Genomic DNA, 16,613 nt, shown 5'->3' with positions numbered 1-16,613 from the left:
GTCATCCTCCCAAATCATGCAATGATATTTCAATATCCAGATATTCGCCACATGTTTTAATCATAAGTACCTTATTACCATGATTATCAGCTATATTTGATTGTTCATTTACAAATTCTAAGATAATATTGACAGGCATATCATCGATAAACATGTTAATATCCCAATAAGGGACGTATACATTCTCCGAAGTTTTAATAATGATCCTTGCTTTTTCCATATCAAAAAGTATTCTACCAAACAAATTCCGACTATTTATTGAAACTTTAGCTTCATTAAATAAAACAGTATTCACCCTAACTGTTTTGGGAACGCTGCCATCTGACAGCCAAAAAAAATTATATTGAGAAAAATCATGACTCTTTATGTCCTTTGATATTTCTTTTAAATCACTTATAGTAATTGCATCAAATAATTGCGCAGCACTTTCTATTCGAAAAGTTATTTTTTTCATTATGGGGTCTGCCAGAATACAGCTAATATGAATATCCTGTTTTATATCATCAACAAGTAACGGTGTCAGCAAATTTAAAATTATTAAGCTCTCACTAGAAACCACTTTATTGAGAAGTTGATTTTCATACATTTCTTGAATAAAAAGCTTATACTGATCCAATGCCGAGATTCCACTATATTCATTATTCAAACGTACTGCACCGTTTCTAATGCCATCCGCCAATAAAAATTCAAATATTGATTGATGCGAAAACTGAAAGATATCATCGCCTACTCTATTTAAAAGAGTTCTAGAACGTTTATCAATATCGAGATCAATTTTATATTTACTACATAATTGGTTCAAATCTTGAGATGATACAGAATATGTATTTCCATTTTCAGCTTCTTGTAACATAAATTTAACAATATCATAAATAAATGCCCAAAAACTATTTATATAGTTAGAAGTAGCAATATCCTTTTCAGAAGTTTTTTGAATAAAGTGCACCTCTCTGTCTATCCATTTACCGATTAATGTATTGTATATCTGGTAAGCATATTTATATTCCTCATGCTCAACGACAATATCATCAATATAAGATAAAAGTAGTGGCCGTGCCATAATATTTGAGGATTTTTTTATTACTTGTTTGCCGTAAAATATTTTCCATAATTTCAATTTATAATGCTTTAATAAGTATCGGAAAACCTCATATTCAGTAAATGGACAAATATAATGTTTTATAAACATCTCATCCTCAACAAGAACTGCTCGCCCCAACTCAACAATTTGTGGTTCTTCATTGACAGCGTTATAAAACTGAGTTCTACATGAAATAACTACTTTATAGTACTTTTGGGTTATTTTTAACAATTCTTTGATAGCACGAGAAGAATTCTCGGATGCCGCCTTCGATTCATCAAATGCATCCAGCAAAAGTATTGTTTTTTTCGGATCGTGCTTTTCAGCAAATATTTTTATCTGATCTATTGCCTCAATGCTTCTAAGACTGACATAGTACATATCATATTTTTTAAACAATCTGCAGTTATAAATGAAATATAGGTTTATCAGAAATGCTGTTTTTCCCATGCCTGATTCCCCGAAAATCAAATGATGCTGATCATCTCCTTTAATGAGGTACTTTTTAATAAACTTTTTAATATTATAAGATTCTCTTCTTGATGAAAGCATAGTGTCATTTGCTTTTAGACGTGTTTTTATATATAAACGAGTGTATTTTGTTACTTCCTTCTTTTCTAAACAATCCGGACGCACATAGATACGCCTTAGGGAGAACCATACTTTCTTTATTCCCCCAACTATGACACTAATTATTGAAACTCCGGAAATAATTGTAATAATACTACCTAAATTAGTTAGGAATTGATTTTCTTCACAAATCATTTCTCTGAGGAAATCCAAAATATCCATATACGCACCTTCTTTTGTATAATCAACAAATCAATCATTGCTTTAGTTATTCAAAATTAGTTTAGCTGAATTAACATTTAAGTAAGCCAAAATTTGTAATAATAGCATAAAATATTTTTATGAGATGTCCATTATTTACTTTACTGACATTAACATATCCAAGTATAAATATGATCCAATTCATTATCTTTAATGAATCAGGTTATGTTGTATACGATTCAATCATTCTTTCGAATTCTATTTTCCCTCCATCGTTTCTTCCATTATAACCTTATGGTTGATAAACACAATACCACTTGGAAATATTTCCCCTGCAAAAAGCGCCCTGCGGTCCGTTCCCAGTCCCCAAGGCGCTACCCATTTTTTTCTTTATACTTCCACACGAATCTCCAATCCAGATTTTAATTCCACAACCAATTCTGCCTCATAAACCGTGACCTTTTAAGCCAGCCTCCACACTAACTGCTCGTCATATTCCAGCGGAATGTCGCCTGTTCCTCCAGAAAGGTTTTCATTTCCTCCATCCGCTGCCACCTGCCATCCTGCTCAGCTTCCTCTGCGAGGACATTCTGCTCTTGCTTCCGCAGAGCATAGATTTCATCCGCCACCTCCGTGAAATCCGTCTGTTTGTTTAAAACACTTTTGACTGCCATCCCATCACCTCCAGCGGCTCTTTGCCTGTATCTTTAATTCCGAAAACACCGCACCTCCGGCAGTGCTTACCATTACCAGGTTGTATCCCTTTTCCAGCACCGGGAAGTTCAGCTCCGCCAGAAGCGGCAGGCCGTTACACAGCGTGTTTCCTCCTGTATCCACCACCTTTGCCATATGTTCGATGAGCAAGGACTTCTTTTTTACCCTTCATAAATCGGAATTTCCTATAAAGTAAAAAAATAAGTGTAGAAGGTAAAGCATTAATGATGTGCTTTATCTCTTACACTTATATGGTATTAAAAGCACCTACCCCACGATAGATGCTTCTCAAATCAATATTCGGTTGTTTCGTCCAACTGTCTGCGGATATCCCTGCCACCATACATGATACGGAAATCCTTACTGTACTGGCGCTTTCATCAAGCAGATAAAACACGAGGAAATTGTCCACCGGGAAAAACGCAGTCCCAGGCTGTACCACGGTTCGTCATCATACAACCGGTACCGCATCGGCATCTCGTCCAGGGAACGGATTTCTTTCATAATTCTCTGCACCTGGCCTGCAGCCGTGTCCGGCACAAGCAGTTCCTCCGCAATATAGGAGTAAATGCTCCGCAGGTCACGCTTCGCTCCGGCTGTATAAAAAATTTGATACCTCATAAGCCAAAGTCCCGCTTCATTTCCGCTTCAACCTCTTCTGCCGAATACACTCTGCCTGCACGTATATCCTCCATGCCTTTTTGGATTTCTGCATCAAACTGCTCTTTTGTAAGTGAGCCGTATGCAAGCGGAACATTCTGCGGCAGCTTCATCTCGAAAGGGATTCCCCTCTGCAAAACCACCTGTCTTAAAAACATCCCAACTGCATTTGACATGGGAATGCCCAACTGATCCAATACTTTTTCAGCCTGTTCCTTAATTTCAGGTTCCACTCGTGCGAAAACATTTGATGTTCGTGCCATCCATACCACTTCCTTTCGGTTATAGTATAGCATTTATGCTTGCGATATGCATGCGTTCCACAAGCAATTGTAAGGGTATGCTTCCAAATAATTCTTCTGTTTTACATATTATCTTTCCGTTCTTTGACAAGCTGCTCCAGGTTGACGCCATCCCGGGCGCCTGCCTGGCAGAAAAATTTTCTTTTACGATGTCCGCAGTGATCGCATTTACATACTCCCGGAGCAGCTTTGGGTCCTCTGCGTTCAAATGCTCCTGCAGCCTTTCGTATGCCTGCTCGATCCGTTTATCCTCCTGAAGCTGTTCTGGCCGGACCGGATGCTGTTCCCCGTAACGCTGGTAGTGCATCTGCATCCTCTCTGTCATGATCATCTGAAGGAAATCTTCTTCATTCATTGGTATGCCTCCTTTTCCAGACAGCATAAAGGAACCGGTATAAAATAGCCATACGAGGAACCACCGTAAAACCCATGCCCTCCAGGTTCTGCACCATCTGCACAGCGCCCCACCGGTCAAAGGCAATCTCCCGGATATTAAACCGCTCGCCCAGACGCTCAATGAATTTCTCAATGTAGCCGTAATGCACCACGTTTCCCTCTGTGGTCTGCAAAAATCCCTGCCGCTCCCACACGTCATAGGGAACATGGTCCCGCCGGACACGCAGCTCCAGCGTTTCCTCCAGCACCCAGAAATAGGGAAGGACACAGTATTTATCTTCTTCATCCAACGGCGGGAACACCAGCACAAAGGCTGTGATGTCCGTGGTGGAGGATAGGTCAAGACCGCCATAGCAGACACGCCCTTCAAGATCACTCTCGGATACCGGGAAGCTGCAGGCATCCCATTTCTCCATCGACATCCAGCGCACCGCCTGTTTGACCCACTGATTCAAGCGGAGCTGCCGGAAGGAGTTCTCCTCCCCCGGATTCTGCTTTGCTGACTCACAGGCGGCTTTGACCTTGTCTATCCCGACTGTGATATCCAGGGAGGGGTTAGCTTTCTTCCACACTTTTGGGTCCGTCCAGTCATCCGCTTCCTCCGCCCCATAAATCACAGGATAGAAGGTCGGGTCGATTTTCCGCCCCTCCAGAATATCTTTCGCTTTCTGGTGAGTTTCATAGCAGATGGAATGGGTGTCCGTTCCCGCTGTGGTAATCAGAAAATACAGCGGCTGCATCCTGGCATCACCGGAGCCTTTGGTCATAACATCAAAGAGCTTCCGGTTGGGCTGGGTATGCAACTCGTCAAACACCACCCCGTGGATATTAATTCCGTGCTTGGAGTATGCCTCTGCGGAAAGCACCTGGCAGAAGGAGTTGGTCGGAGTGTAAATGATCCGCTTCTGCGTTGCCAGAATCTTTACCCGCTTATTAAGTGCCGGACACATCCGCACCATATCCGCTGCCACGTCAAACACAATAGTGGCCTGCTGCCGGTCAGCGGCACATCCATAGACCTCCGCCCGTTCCTCCCCGTCTCCGCAGGTCAAAAGCAGAGCCACCGCAGCCGCCAGTTCTGACTTGCCCTGCTTTTTCGGTATCTCCACATAGGCGGTATTAAACTGCCGGTAGCCGTTGGGTTTCAACGTGCCGAACACATCCCGGATGATCTGCTCCTGCCAGTCGATGAGTTCAAAGGGCTTTCCCGCCCAGGTGCCTTTGGTGTGGCACAGGCTTTCGATAAACATCACGGCAAAGTCTTTGGAACTAAGGCATACCATCAAACTCATTCAGGAATTAACTGCTGAGATTGATGAAATTGAAGCAGCCACCAAGCAGATCATGGATGAAGAAATCAAATCCCCTATCCTTACCATTCCCGGTATCAGTTATCGGATGGGAGCTATGATTATTGCCGAGATTGGTGATTTCAACCGTTTTGATTCTGCAGATAAGATACTTGCATATGCCGGAATGTCTCCATCTACTTATCAATCCGGGCAACTGGATAATTGCTATTCCCACATGGAGAAATGTGGTTCCAGATACCTGCGCTATGCCCTTTACAATGCTGCGAAATATGTCTGCCACTGGGATGAATCTTTTGGTACATATCTTGAAAAGAAACGTTCCGAAGGTAAACACTATAATGTTGCTCTGTCTCATGCTGCGAAGATTCCGGCTCTTCCACGGCTCCTTTTCATACGCCTGAAACCGCTCCGGCATCTGCTCTAAGGAGGCAATCCCCTGTTCCAGCCGGTCAAGCTGGCCTGCGGCATTTTGAACTGACTGCAGGTCAAATTCAATGTATTCAAAAATACTGCGCAGGTCAGACGTTGCCTCCGGTGTTAAACGCACTTCATAAGTCATACGCCGTACTCTTTGCGAATGTCCGCAAAAGCCTCCGCTGCCGGAACCGTCCGCCCGGCCAGCATATCCGCATAGCCCTTTTCCAGCTCTGCATGAAGCTGTTCTTCTGTCATGCGGCTGACATCCAGCGGATGCTCCGGCAGCTTCACTTCAAAAGGCAGTCCTCTTTGAAGAATAATCTGTTTGTAAAACATCGTGATTGCATTGGATGCCGGGATTCCAAGTGCGCTTAAAATATTCTCCGCCTGCTCTTTGACATCCGGTTCAATCCGTGCATAAAGATTCGCTGATTTTGCCATATCAAAAACTCCTTTCCGGATCTATGGTTTCTATTTACGCTTTCATTATACACGATTATGCTGACAAAAGCAATACAATCAAGCCGAACAAATCAAGAGTTCTTCTAAATTCCGTAGGGGATAATGTCATCAATGTTCAGTTCCTGTTTCGGCTTTGCCAGTCCCATAAACTGTTTGTGGCACTCCCACAGATCCATCAAAAGACCAAAAGGCATCAGCATGGTTTCCTCCATCGGCAGATGAAGCTGTGGGGACAGTTCATCCGCAAAGTCCCTGAAATACCATTCCAACATAGAATCTTTCTTTTTATTCCGGTCAAAGCAGGCGAAAATGTCTTTATAGCGCCTGGTGTACAGACCGGTATGAAAGCAGCAGTATTCATTCTCGATGTGAAAATGCTCCGCCGCATTGCTGGGGATTCGTTCTTCCTTGTAGTCTATAAGCTGTTTCTTAAAGATTGCGTGGATATATCGCTCTAATATCGGGGTATCTGGATTCTTGGTTAAATAAATCGGGTTTTTAAATCGCCACGGCTCCGGCAATGCCATCTCGGCCAGCATATCAAGCTGGGAGTACCAGTTCGGGACGTAGGCGAAGGAAAACAGGTCTGGCAGTAGCATCATATCAATTTCCTCCATTTTTTCTGTATCGCGTCCACAAGCTTCATTTGTATCTGCACCTTCATGTCTTCATCAATATGCCGGTAGGTATTGCCGTCCGGCCCGGTGGTTTCATACTCCACCAGAGAATTGATATAAGTGTCGTAGTGCAGGAGGATTTCCTCCAATGCCGCTGGCTCGCCGTGAACCGCTCGCTTGATTAGGTCATAGGTTAATTCATGGCTCTGGGTTTCCTTGCTCATAAAATCGTCTGATTGCTTTGAAAGCGCGCTGCCTCAGATTGTAGACAGTGCGTGTCGTCACCTCATTCTTTCTGCAAATTCCCTGTCCGGTAAGGCTCCCCAAAAATCAAAGAGCAGGACGTTTCTCTGCTTTTCCGGCAAGGAGAGAAGTGCTTTGTATAAAGTTTCGCTGTGGACCACGCAGGATAACTCGTCCGCACAAAGCACAAAATGATCGGACGGATACCTGTCCTCGTGGCCTAATAAATCAAGAATATAGTCTATCGGTTCTTCCGAGAAATGCTTCTCCCGATTGTGGTCGGCTCGTTTGAGATTTCTGCTGAAATTCCGCGCCACCGTCTTGCTGAAAGAATCGAACATAGCGATAAGCCGTTTTTCATAATTAGAGGGTGCAGTCATGACGTTACCCTCCTTTTCGCAGATTTGAGCTGGTCGGTCTTTTTCGCCTCCTCACATAACCAGAACACATCTCAGGGGTACAAACCGGAAAGGTTTTTGAAAAAATTTTTATTTTCTTTTTGATTTGTTGTATTTTTTTGTGTGGCTACTAAGAATCCCTCATATACGGCACCATCATTCTCTGCGTGAACATAAAGCAGCTTATGGAAAGTCGGGACTGGTTCAATGGACAATTCCTTATAGGCGTATTCCACCCGATATCCCCGGCACTGTAAGTATTTTTGCAGATACCAGGTAAACGTGTCGTTATCATCTATCAACAATATCTTTTTCATAGGTTCACCCCCAATATTGATTTACCTCTATCCTAAAACACAAAGGTTACACAAATGTCCGAAGCACCCCTGATTTTGACAAAAAAACAGGCTGAATTGTTACAACCCTCGGACATTTCAAAATATTGGGGGAAACAGAGAAAAAACGGGGCAGCATACGCCGCCCCGCTGGATTTGAACTTACTCTATTGAACGCATTTGCTCGATCAGAGATTGTTTTTTCTGCCTATTCACTGTCCATACAGACAGAATCAATTCCATTCCGAACAGTACTAGAATAAACAACCCCATTTCTAAAACTGGGAACTGATAAGGAACCACATCCCTTGCAAAGATTACTACGCTCATTTTGTTACAAGCGACAATAGAAACAGGAAACCCTACGGCCAGTGTTGCCAATGCCGCAAAGAGTGCATAGCATAGGCCCTCACAGATATTCATTTTACATAGCTGTTTTTCTGTTAATCCGATGGAACGCAAAATGCTGTTTTCCTGTTTCCTGGATATCTGGTTAGAAAGCGTCGTATTGATTAAATTCACAACACCAAACAAAAACACCAGCCATGAAAACACTTGCAAACTTCCGCATACTACTGCGGTTTGCATTTTTTCATATTCAATTTTGCTGTCAATTTCATCTAACGCAATATCACTATGACTGGCTACGACATCTTTCAATGCAGCTTTTACTTCTTCTGTTTTCTTCGGGTCATTCACAATGCTCCACGAATAATCAAAGGAAGTTATTTCCGGGTGCAGTTCACGGAATAATGCTTCTGGCGCATATTCGAGCGGAGCATCAAATGCTAAAGCGCCATGTCCGTTCGGCAAGGCAGTATTATCAAACACGCCTGCTACGGTAACAGGAACAGAGGATTGCCCAAAAGTAAACGCAACGGTTGTTCCGGCTGGGATATTGTCACGCTTGCTTGTACTCGAATCAACGAGAATACTGCGGGTATCTGTCGGCATAGTCCCCTCTACCAATGCTGCTTCAACCAAAGAATAGTTTTGCTCTGTCAACATATCACACATGCCAGATTCCGTGAACTCATTTACCGTATAAGAAGCATGGAGGCTTTGCCTCTTTGCTATCACATCTGTTATGCCATTAATGGATAAAATCTCCTGCCTCAATTCTTCATTTAAGGGATTACCTGCGGCCATGACCTCTTCTTCTGACAGCTCTGAATCCACATAGATTTTATAATCACCATCAGGAAAATCCTGTCTTGCAAGTTGTTCTGGTGAGCGTAACAGGACAATGGACGATACCACAAGCAGGATCATGCCGCCCAAACTCAACGAGGCCACAATACTGACCGTTTTTTTACGGTCACGCTTGAAATTTGCAATCCCCATGGAAACAGGATTGAGTTTAATGTTCTTTTTCCGGCTGTGGATATTCTTTTGCGCTGTGGTAAAACGGACAGCTTCAATAGGGGAAATCCCTGCCGCAATCTTTATCGGCTTTCGGATAGAAACAGACACCATAACCCAACAGCTCAACACTGTCAAAGCAACGATCATCACATAATAAAATACATTAAAGCCTTTGGGAAACAGAAGAAAGCCGCCACATAACCCTAGCACCGCGCCGGTCAGAATACCGATACTGCCAAGCCGCCGTCCCTCTTTTTTCACAATCCGTCTGATTTGCTGCGGCGTTGTCCCAATGGTACGGAGCTGCCCATAGCTTTGTATCTTATCGTTGACAGAGATACGGAAGATACTCTGAATAACAATATATCCACCAGTTAGAACCACGGCAATTACGCCGCCCATCAGGACAAAATCAAAGGATTTCGAGGTATAGGAAAAATATTTGCTGTTCATTTTAGGCACTGGAAGCTGATATTCTTCTGCAATCTGTCTGGAATAAGAGGTCATTACTTCTTCACTTAACTGTGCGGCATTTTCAAAATGCACATAGGCACGATACCCAGCCGGATCAAAACCACTCCATTCGGTCAGCGCATCTTCGGAAAGAAGGATGCCGCAGCTATTCATTTCTTTCTCGTTCACGCTTTCAATTATGCCGATTACGATATATTCTCCGCGAAAGCTGTCTGTATCTAAAGTAACGGTTTCTCCGAGCTTTGCGTTGTTCCCATAAGTGGATAGGAAATATTCACTCACCACAACCTCGTTCTTTTTTTCCGGCACACGGCCCTCCAGCAAATTCATCTGGTTGTGAGCAATATCCATCATTTCCTCGTCATAGTAAAAATAGACTGTATGATAACCCTGTTCAGAAAGTTCCTCACCGAGCGCATAATAGCTGCCCACGCGGGCGATTTCCGGCAGTCCTTTTAAGGTTTCAATATCTGATTTTTCAACCCCCATGTAAAGTGCCTCGTAAGTATCGACAACCTGATTGCGCTGCATTTGTGCCAGAGAGGTAGATAGAATCCCTGTTAGGCAGATTAAAAAGGCCGCCAGGGTAATTGCAACCACCACCATCAGATTCCGGCGCTTTTCGCTTTTCAGATTTCTTTTTGCCAGTTTCTTTTCAATGGCGCTGGTATCATTTTCAAAAGGCCATGTCATAGCCTGCCACCTCCTTTAGTCAAAAATCTATTCACCTGTTTTAATGCGTTCTACTACGGACTGCCTCATTAAGATACGTTTTTGATATGCCGTTACCATTGCATGAACTGTAAAAACAAGAACGAGGTAGAGGATTAAAAACAGCCACGGGAATTGATAAGAGATATAGGATAATCCCGGTATTTCTGCAATTTTGCTACAAAGGAAAAACCCCAAAGGTATTCCTACCACGCAGCTCCCTATAAAACTACCAGCAAAGTAAATCCTGTTTTCTGCATTCTGTATCTGCTGTATTTGTGCTTTCGTCATACCAGCAGCCTCTAACAGCGCATAATCGTGACGGCGCATAACTGTATTCGTTATACAGGTGTTAAGCAGATTGATAAATGCAAACAGACAGATCAAAAACATCAGAGCCGTAACAACGACTTTAGCATTATGAAAGACCCCCTGATATTCGGATAGTTCCTCGGAAAATACCGAAGTGCTTATGCGATCATCCGAAGTCACCAGCGTTTTGATTTCCTCAACGGCCACCTTTGTCTGCACATCTTCTGTACAAATGTACCACGCCAGATCACAATTTACTTCTGCCAAAAAGTCCAGATATTCAGGAGCCGTATAGAATACGCTGCCCGTATCTTTGTTTTCGATAAAGCCACATACCGAAAAATCTGTTTCTTTCATGGATGCTCCTGTATTCACCGACACAGAAAAATGATCTCCCAATTTCAAGTCAAGTCCTGTTCTTTCATAGTAAGGTGATACACGGTTTATCACAATCGGAATAGTCTGGATTACATTTTGAGAATAGGGCATACCTCCCTCAACCAACCGGACTTCAAAACTGGATGTGCCAACAATGCTGTTGATCGATATCTTATATTTATTTTCTGATTGACCGGAGACCACAACCTCACAATTTAATTTTTTTGACGGGTAAATTTCTATTACGCCAGGGATATTTTCAATATGCGCTTTTAATTCCTGGGTAAAAGGACTGTTCTTCATCAAATCAGAAGTAGAATTTTCGCTGGCTGTCGAGTTCAGTAAAAGATAAACACTGCTGTCCTCGTAATATGACTGTTGAACAAGTTCCTTTATATCAATAGCCGACATTACCGAAAAGACTCCAAACATGAGTACACCGCTCAACACAAGGGACAACAGCGTATAGGATGCTTTTTTTCTGTTGCTGGAAAAGTATGTTTTAGCCAAACCGCTGGGAGTAATACGGGTGCTTTTTCTGGAATTTCTGGATGATTTTCTTTCTTCAATTCTCAATGCTGCCATAGGGGACAAAGAAGCTGCTTGTTTTGCTGGTGTGCGAAATGACCAAAAGACTATGAACCATATAAAAGCGCCAGAGAATAATGCACAAGCAACGCTCGGCACCAAATACAATCCCAACGGCAACACACAATTACATAAAAAGCCAAAAAACAAGCCACCCAAAATGTATTTCCAAGATAGCTGTTTACGCTCGTTATGAATAACCAACTTTATTTGCCGGTATGTTGCCCCTATTGTTCTCAACTGTGCAAATTCCCGTGTTCGCTGTAACACGGAAATATACATGATATTTTTAATGGCAATTCCTGCTGTGAACAGCAAGACAATAGCAATCCCAAAAATCACACCAATTACTTCTTGTGTATTGTCAACACGGGAAATGATTTGTGTATCTATCGTGGCATTGCATACCAGAATAGTCGAAAATGTCAACAAGAACGAGGCGGCAAATATGATAATGCCTATCAGAAAATTTCTTTGTTTGTTTGCGTTCAGGCTTCGCACCGCTAACTTTTTCTCTGCATTTCGGGTGTCGTTCTCAAAAGGCCATGTCATAGCGTTCTACCTCCTTTAGCCCACGATCTTTCCATCCTCAATGCGGACAATCCGATCTGCAAGGCGGGCGATGTCGTTATTATGGGTAATCATCACTACGGTTTGTCTGAACTCCGCGCTGGTACGCTTAATAAGCCCCAGCACTTCGGAGCTAGTCTTGCTGTCCAGGTTGCCGGTCGGCTCGTCGGCCAGCACGATAGCCGGTTTGGTAATCAGGGCGCGGGCAATCGCCACACGCTGCTGCTGACCGCCGGAAAGATTGTTGGGCATATTTTTCAGCTTATCTTCCAGTCCCAGCAGGTGAACGACTTCGTTCATAAACTTTTGATCTACCGTGTCCCCGTCCAGCTCCACCGGCAGGACGATATTTTCATACACATTCAGAATGGGGACAAGGTTGTAGTTCTGAAAGATGAAGCCGATGTTGCGGCGTCGGAAGATGGTGAGCTGTTCGTCATTCATCTTTGCCAGCTCCTTGTCCCGGACGATCACATTGCCGGAGGTGGGAGTGTCCAGCCCGCCCATCATGTGAAGCAGGGTAGACTTGCCGCTGCCGGAGGTCCCAACGACGGCCACAAACTCGCCGTCCTCCAGGTCGAAGTTTACGCCGTCAAGGGCGCGGGTGATGTTCGGCTCTGCACCGTAATACTTTTTCAGGTCAATGGTCTGTAAAATGCTCATAAAATTCAATCCTTTCTTTGATGGTTGTGATAGATGCGGAACACTGCTGCGCCGGTTGCGGCAAGCTGTATCAACAGAAGCACGGCAAACAGCCAAACACTCTCATAGTAAAACAGTCCATCCCAAAACAAGAGAAGATCACACAGAGCAGTCAAGGCCACCGTCCAGCGGATATGCCAGGTCAGCCATTGCCGGAACACCAGCACAAGGGCAGCGGGCGGGAAGATCAGCAGCACAAAATTCCAAATCAATGTAGGGGGCAGTTCCATTGTGCGGCCTCCTTTAAGTGTTCGCTTTTGTTGATAAGGATATTGTAAAACCCAAATGTCCGTGAAATGTTACAGCGGGCAAAATATTTAATGAAAATCGGGATGAAATGTTACAAGGCTCGGACATTTCAGCCGAAAACCTGCCACTGGCAGCTTTGTCGGCACACTATGGCGAAAAAAATTTCAGCGGACAGCCGGAAAAGGCCGCCCGCTGTCCTTTACTTCACAGGGAGCATAATGGAAAAAGCAGAACTTTCCGTTAAAGCCAATTTGCCTTTTCATCCTTAAATCAGGGTTTCTCAACTATGCAATTCTGTCTGATTGAGTGTATTTATAACTTCCTGCACCTCATTAAAAAATCTACATAAATGAAATCCATCTGCCACGGCATGATGGATGTTCATTGTCAGGGGCATGATATGTTTTTCCTGTATCTTTTCAAATTTTCCCCAAGTAATAACTGGTGCAAGAAACTTACCCTCATCAAAAACATGTACATCAAAGTGGCTATACTTTACCCACGGGAGGCAAGATACATCAAAAAAGTTTGATGGCTGATCTTCTACAAAGCCACGATCCGCTTTATGATTTTCCTTATCTAACATAAAGCGTGCATGAAATTCAAATATGTCATCTGAAAACTCTGTTACTAATTTTTTAAAGCTCTCATCTTCTTTATGAAACTCTGTATAAGATGGACTAATGAAATTCCATTTTATTAAATCTCCTTTATCATTCCAAGCATACTTAAATTCATCATGTGAATTAACGACTTTTGATACAATCCATAACATAGAGGGATAGAATTTTAAGTTGTTTTTTTCGCAGAACTGAATAAGATTTGTCACATCAACCTCCACAGTCAAACTCATAACAATTCGCATATTATCAATGTAAGTCTTAAACAATCTTCCTCTGTTCCATTGGTTCAAATCAACTTTCGTATAATGATATTCCATGTTGTTCTCCTCTCAAAATTCAACTTATTTCGTCCTTTATATTCTTTTCGGCAGCATAATAGAAAAAGCAGAACCTTGCCCCTGCTCCGAAGCCACTTTGATATAGCCGCCCTGCCGAGTCACGATCTCACGGGCCAGATACAGACCAATACCCACGCCCTGCTGCTCATGTACTTCTTCCTCCCGGTAGAAGCGCCGGAAGATAGCCGCCTGGTTGCTCTCGGAAATGCCCTTGCCGGTGTCGGTGACTTTGACCTCCACATACATTTCCCATGCCACCACCGATACAGAAATGTTTCCTCCTGCTGGGGTGTACTTTACCGCGTTGTCCAACAGATTGAAAAGGGCTTCGCTTGTCCACTTGCTGTCATGGGAGAGAGTGAGATCTTCCGGGCAGTCCACAGATACGGCGATTTGTTTTTTCTCCGCCGCATACACAATTCCACTCATGGCCTGGGCTATCGTTTCAAAGAGGCGGCCCGGTTTCTTATCCAACCGAATAACGCCCGTTTCCAGACGGGAGGTTTTCACAAGGGCTTGAAAGAGAAAGTCCAGCTTATCCGTCTGAGTGCGAATGCCCTGGATGAAATCGGTGCGCTCCGCTTCGGCCATAGACTTTTCCAGCAGAGTGTCCGCCGCCATTTTCAGATTGCTCACCGGTGTTTTCACCTGATGGGAAATATCCGATACCAAGGCTTGAAGCTCCTTCCGTTCTTCGTCCACCTTGCGCCGGTTCTCCTGCATGATCTGATAGAGGCGGGAAAGCCGGTGGCTGATACGGGCCAGCATGGTTTCGCTGTCCTCTGCGCGCCGGGGCGCGACCTCACCCTCGATCATGTGGTCCAGGGTCTGGCACAGGTCAGAGGTAAACAGGGACAGGCGCTTTCCAAAAGCTAACGTCAGCAGAAAAAACCAGACAAGGGCACAGAGAGACAGCGCACCGCCCCCAAGCAATACCGCCGTCTGTTTTGTCGTAAGGAACAGAGCCAACGTAATCGCTGTCATGGAAAGCAGCAGACCGGCCACCACCAGACGGAGCAGCTTTTTTACTGATAGGTCTTTAAGCATCATTTCTTCTCGCCTCCCGTCCATTGATAACCCATGCCGTAAATCGTCTTGATATAGGGCGCACCGCCGTCTGCTTCAATCTTGCTGCGAATACGGCTGACAGAGGTTGTCAGGGTGTGTTCGTCTACAAAACGCTCGTCTATATCCCACAGCTTTTCCAAGAGCTGCTGGCGGGTAAGTACCTGCTTCGGATTTTTGCGGAACAGGTTCAGCATTTTATATTCCATCGGGGATAAGGTCAGCGTCTTTCCATTCAGGGCTGCGGTCTGTTCAGAGAAATCCAGAAACAGCCGCCCATCATCGTAAATATCCTTTGCGGGCTTGTGGTGTTCCAGCATAGCGAACATGGCTTTGATTTTCCGCTGTAAGGCTCCAATCACAAAAGGCTTTGTGATATAGTCTACTGCGCCCACCTCATAACCCCGTATCTGGTCGCTCTCCTGATCGTTGGCAGTCAGAAAGATTACAATAGTGTCCGGGTGTTCCGGCTTAATCAACCGGCACAGGTCGTAGCCGTTGCCATCCGGCAAGTTGATGTCCAGCAGGACTAAATCAAATTCCTGCGTGTGCAGGACTTCGGCGGCTGTTCTGGCGTTCAGGGCAGAGGTCACACCGTAGCCGTCAGCGGTCAGGTTGTAGGCTAACATCTTATTCAAAAAACTGTCGTCCTCGACAATTAAAATCTGCTTCATAACGTCACTTCCTTTGCTTTGCTTTTTGCAGATAGTATAACAGGCAAATGTCCGCGAAATGTTACAGCGGAACATTTTTCAAAAAAGTTTCTCTTTTAGCTTACCTCTAATCCCCCCTTTTTCCAAGTTATCTTTCCCATTAAATATCTATTTTACAGTATTTTTCACATCCCACTTTCCCCTCAGATACGAATAAAAATTCCATGGGTTTGCAGGTATTGAAAAATCTCTCCAGTTATAAAGCTTTGTCCTGTATTCAATTTTCTGATACCTGTACCAACTAGAAATATCTCTCCAAATTTTTCCGTCCTAAATAAAAAATGCTTTTGCCAAAAAGTATGAAACAATTTAGCAAAAGCATAATAATTCCGCAAAACTCTATTTTTTAACTTTACCGCATAACCCCATGCCCACTATGGAACGGAGTTTACATTCAAAAATCATAAAAAACACACTTTCATTTTCAAGCATAAAGTCCGGGAAAGCCTGTAAAATCAAGGTTTCTTCACCAGCAACGTCACTGTCTCAACGTGCCATGACATTGCCTTTGTCATAGGTGTACTCTTTTTCCCATATAGTTTCATAGATCTGTTCGTAGGTGTAGACACGCCCCGGCTTTTTTGCAAGGTATAGGAGAAGTTGGAACTGCTGACTAGAAAGATTAACTTCTTTATCATCCAAAAGAATTTTATGATAGTCTGGGATAATTTTTAATCTTTCAAAAACCAAGTTTGTTCCACCTTCTTCTGCCTGTATATAATTTTCTTTATCTAATATATTCTGGATTTTGGAAAAAAGGCGCTTCTCCTCATCTCCAGGGACATAAATAGCAATTACCCCAATCAATCACCCTCG

General features: G+C 43.6%; 18 protein-coding genes and 4 pseudogenes. 1 reads left to right on the top strand and 21 read right to left on the bottom strand.

The annotated features are described in order from the left end of the window. Window position 1: 1 nt before the first annotated feature. From EFA47_RS04220 to EFA47_RS04195, 7 genes and pseudogenes are all read right to left on the bottom strand, one after another. Window positions 2–1,873, bottom strand: coding sequence for an NACHT domain-containing protein (locus EFA47_RS04220; RefSeq protein ID WP_122642124.1), 1,872 nt, complete (start codon window positions 1,871–1,873; stop codon window positions 2–4). Window positions 1,874–2,331: 458 nt separating this feature from the next. Continuing rightward, window positions 2,332–2,526 (bottom strand): hypothetical protein, encoded by a 195-nt coding sequence (locus EFA47_RS04215; protein ID WP_122642123.1) that lies wholly within the window; start codon window positions 2,524–2,526, stop codon window positions 2,332–2,334. Window positions 2,527–2,530: 4 nt separating this feature from the next. Then, on the bottom strand, window positions 2,531–2,716 hold the full coding sequence (locus EFA47_RS19790; RefSeq protein WP_164689917.1) for a hypothetical protein: 186 nt from the start codon (window positions 2,714–2,716) through the stop codon (window positions 2,531–2,533). Between the two features lie 143 nt (window positions 2,717–2,859). Next, window positions 2,860–3,187 (bottom strand): annotated as a pseudogene (locus EFA47_RS04210) (type II toxin-antitoxin system RelE/ParE family toxin). Next, complete coding sequence (locus EFA47_RS04205) at window positions 3,184–3,489, bottom strand: type II toxin-antitoxin system RelB/DinJ family antitoxin (protein ID WP_122642122.1); 306 nt, start codon at window positions 3,487–3,489, stop codon at window positions 3,184–3,186. The pseudogene EFA47_RS04210 and the gene EFA47_RS04205 overlap by 4 nt, the downstream one beginning before the upstream one ends. Before the next feature lie 19 nt (window positions 3,490–3,508). Next, the gene (locus EFA47_RS04200) at window positions 3,509–3,883 is read right to left on the bottom strand and encodes a hypothetical protein (RefSeq protein WP_235853206.1); all 375 of its coding nucleotides are present in this window, start codon (window positions 3,881–3,883) and stop codon (window positions 3,509–3,511) included. A 55-nt stretch (window positions 3,884–3,938) separates the two neighbouring features. After that, window positions 3,939–5,216 (bottom strand): annotated as a pseudogene (locus EFA47_RS04195) (terminase large subunit); the annotation flags it as partial. Here EFA47_RS04195 and EFA47_RS04190 point away from each other — a divergent pair. After that, a pseudogene (locus tag EFA47_RS04190) lies at window positions 5,170–5,661 on the top strand (transposase); the annotation flags it as partial. The pseudogenes EFA47_RS04195 and EFA47_RS04190 sit on opposite strands and share 47 nt — an antisense overlap. Here the strand turns inward: EFA47_RS04190 and EFA47_RS20460 are convergent. The 14 genes and pseudogenes from EFA47_RS20460 to EFA47_RS04115 all read right to left on the bottom strand — a co-directional run. Then, a pseudogene (locus tag EFA47_RS20460) lies at window positions 5,629–5,796 on the bottom strand (type II toxin-antitoxin system RelE/ParE family toxin); the annotation flags it as partial. The pseudogenes EFA47_RS04190 and EFA47_RS20460 overlap by 33 nt on opposite strands. Then, window positions 5,793–6,095, bottom strand: coding sequence for a type II toxin-antitoxin system RelB/DinJ family antitoxin (locus EFA47_RS04180; protein ID WP_122642121.1), 303 nt, complete (start codon window positions 6,093–6,095; stop codon window positions 5,793–5,795). The gene EFA47_RS04180 and the pseudogene EFA47_RS20460, both read right to left, overlap by 4 nt. Before the next feature lie 104 nt (window positions 6,096–6,199). Then, entirely contained in the window at window positions 6,200–6,718 is a 519-nt protein-coding gene (locus tag EFA47_RS20630) for a DUF3825 domain-containing protein (RefSeq protein WP_122642120.1), read from the bottom strand. After that, entirely contained in the window at window positions 6,715–6,957 is a 243-nt protein-coding gene (locus EFA47_RS04170; protein ID WP_122642119.1) for a helix-turn-helix domain-containing protein, read from the bottom strand. Before EFA47_RS04170 ends, EFA47_RS20630 begins: the two co-directional genes overlap by 4 nt. A 57-nt stretch (window positions 6,958–7,014) precedes the next feature. Then, window positions 7,015–7,356: an RNA polymerase sigma factor gene (locus EFA47_RS04165; protein WP_122642118.1), complete on the bottom strand. Its 342-nt coding sequence runs from the start codon at window positions 7,354–7,356 to the stop codon at window positions 7,015–7,017. Between the two features lie 71 nt (window positions 7,357–7,427). Next, the gene (locus tag EFA47_RS04160; RefSeq protein ID WP_122642117.1) at window positions 7,428–7,691 is read right to left on the bottom strand and encodes a hypothetical protein; all 264 of its coding nucleotides are present in this window, start codon (window positions 7,689–7,691) and stop codon (window positions 7,428–7,430) included. A 180-nt stretch (window positions 7,692–7,871) separates the two neighbouring features. After that, a complete protein-coding gene (locus EFA47_RS04155; protein WP_122642116.1) occupies window positions 7,872–10,241 on the bottom strand; it encodes an ABC transporter permease in 2,370 nt (789 codons plus the stop codon). Between the two features lie 27 nt (window positions 10,242–10,268). Next, window positions 10,269–12,089 carry an ABC transporter permease gene (locus tag EFA47_RS04150; RefSeq protein WP_122642115.1) on the bottom strand — a complete coding sequence of 607 codons (1,821 nt, stop codon included), beginning with the start codon at window positions 12,087–12,089 and terminating at the stop codon, window positions 10,269–10,271. Window positions 12,090–12,104: 15 nt separating this feature from the next. Continuing rightward, a complete protein-coding gene (locus EFA47_RS04145; RefSeq protein ID WP_122642114.1) occupies window positions 12,105–12,770 on the bottom strand; it encodes an ABC transporter ATP-binding protein in 666 nt (221 codons plus the stop codon). Window positions 12,771–12,775: 5 nt separating this feature from the next. Then, window positions 12,776–13,039 carry a hypothetical protein gene (locus EFA47_RS04140; RefSeq protein WP_122642113.1) on the bottom strand — a complete coding sequence of 88 codons (264 nt, stop codon included), beginning with the start codon at window positions 13,037–13,039 and terminating at the stop codon, window positions 12,776–12,778. Between the two features lie 299 nt (window positions 13,040–13,338). After that, complete coding sequence (locus tag EFA47_RS04130; protein ID WP_122642112.1) at window positions 13,339–13,998, bottom strand: CatA-like O-acetyltransferase; 660 nt, start codon at window positions 13,996–13,998, stop codon at window positions 13,339–13,341. A gap of 36 nt (window positions 13,999–14,034) precedes the next feature. Beyond that, complete coding sequence (locus EFA47_RS04125; RefSeq protein ID WP_122642111.1) at window positions 14,035–15,069, bottom strand: sensor histidine kinase; 1,035 nt, start codon at window positions 15,067–15,069, stop codon at window positions 14,035–14,037. Next, the gene (locus EFA47_RS04120; RefSeq protein ID WP_122642110.1) at window positions 15,066–15,758 is read right to left on the bottom strand and encodes a response regulator transcription factor; all 693 of its coding nucleotides are present in this window, start codon (window positions 15,756–15,758) and stop codon (window positions 15,066–15,068) included. The genes EFA47_RS04125 and EFA47_RS04120 overlap by 4 nt, the downstream gene beginning before the upstream one ends. A gap of 525 nt (window positions 15,759–16,283) precedes the next feature. After that, window positions 16,284–16,604 carry a winged helix-turn-helix domain-containing protein gene (locus EFA47_RS04115; RefSeq protein WP_122642109.1) on the bottom strand — a complete coding sequence of 107 codons (321 nt, stop codon included), beginning with the start codon at window positions 16,602–16,604 and terminating at the stop codon, window positions 16,284–16,286. Window positions 16,605–16,613 lie beyond the last annotated feature (9 nt).

The organism is Luxibacter massiliensis (assembly GCF_900604355.1).
GTDB classification, from domain to species: domain Bacteria; phylum Bacillota; class Clostridia; order Lachnospirales; family Lachnospiraceae; genus Luxibacter; species Luxibacter massiliensis.
The sequence above is the reverse complement of the archived record's forward strand: the minus strand, read 5'-3'. Positions and strand labels throughout refer to the sequence as shown.

Coding starts and splice junctions, on each gene's coding strand:
- EFA47_RS04165 (WP_122642118.1), bottom strand. CDS start 7,356: ATGACTGCACCCTCTAATTATGAAAAACGGCTTATCGCTATGTTCGAT.
- EFA47_RS04125 (WP_122642111.1), bottom strand. CDS start 15,069: ATGATGCTTAAAGACCTATCAGTAAAAAAGCTGCTCCGTCTGGTGGTG.
- EFA47_RS20630 (WP_122642120.1), bottom strand. CDS start 6,718: ATGATGCTACTGCCAGACCTGTTTTCCTTCGCCTACGTCCCGAACTGG.
- EFA47_RS04150 (WP_122642115.1), bottom strand. CDS start 12,089: ATGACATGGCCTTTTGAGAACGACACCCGAAATGCAGAGAAAAAGTTA.
- EFA47_RS04155 (WP_122642116.1), bottom strand. CDS start 10,241: ATGACATGGCCTTTTGAAAATGATACCAGCGCCATTGAAAAGAAACTG.
- EFA47_RS04180 (WP_122642121.1), bottom strand. CDS start 6,095: ATGGCAAAATCAGCGAATCTTTATGCACGGATTGAACCGGATGTCAAA.
- EFA47_RS04145 (WP_122642114.1), bottom strand. CDS start 12,770: ATGAGCATTTTACAGACCATTGACCTGAAAAAGTATTACGGTGCAGAG.
- EFA47_RS04170 (WP_122642119.1), bottom strand. CDS start 6,957: ATGAGCAAGGAAACCCAGAGCCATGAATTAACCTATGACCTAATCAAG.
- EFA47_RS04215 (WP_122642123.1), bottom strand. CDS start 2,526: ATGGCAGTCAAAAGTGTTTTAAACAAACAGACGGATTTCACGGAGGTG.
- EFA47_RS04205 (WP_122642122.1), bottom strand. CDS start 3,489: ATGGCACGAACATCAAATGTTTTCGCACGAGTGGAACCTGAAATTAAG.
- EFA47_RS04200 (WP_235853206.1), bottom strand. CDS start 3,883: ATGAATGAAGAAGATTTCCTTCAGATGATCATGACAGAGAGGATGCAG.
- EFA47_RS04160 (WP_122642117.1), bottom strand. CDS start 7,691: ATGAAAAAGATATTGTTGATAGATGATAACGACACGTTTACCTGGTAT.
- EFA47_RS04140 (WP_122642113.1), bottom strand. CDS start 13,039: ATGGAACTGCCCCCTACATTGATTTGGAATTTTGTGCTGCTGATCTTC.
- EFA47_RS04120 (WP_122642110.1), bottom strand. CDS start 15,758: ATGAAGCAGATTTTAATTGTCGAGGACGACAGTTTTTTGAATAAGATG.
- EFA47_RS04220 (WP_122642124.1), bottom strand. CDS start 1,873: ATGGATATTTTGGATTTCCTCAGAGAAATGATTTGTGAAGAAAATCAA.
- EFA47_RS04130 (WP_122642112.1), bottom strand. CDS start 13,998: ATGGAATATCATTATACGAAAGTTGATTTGAACCAATGGAACAGAGGA.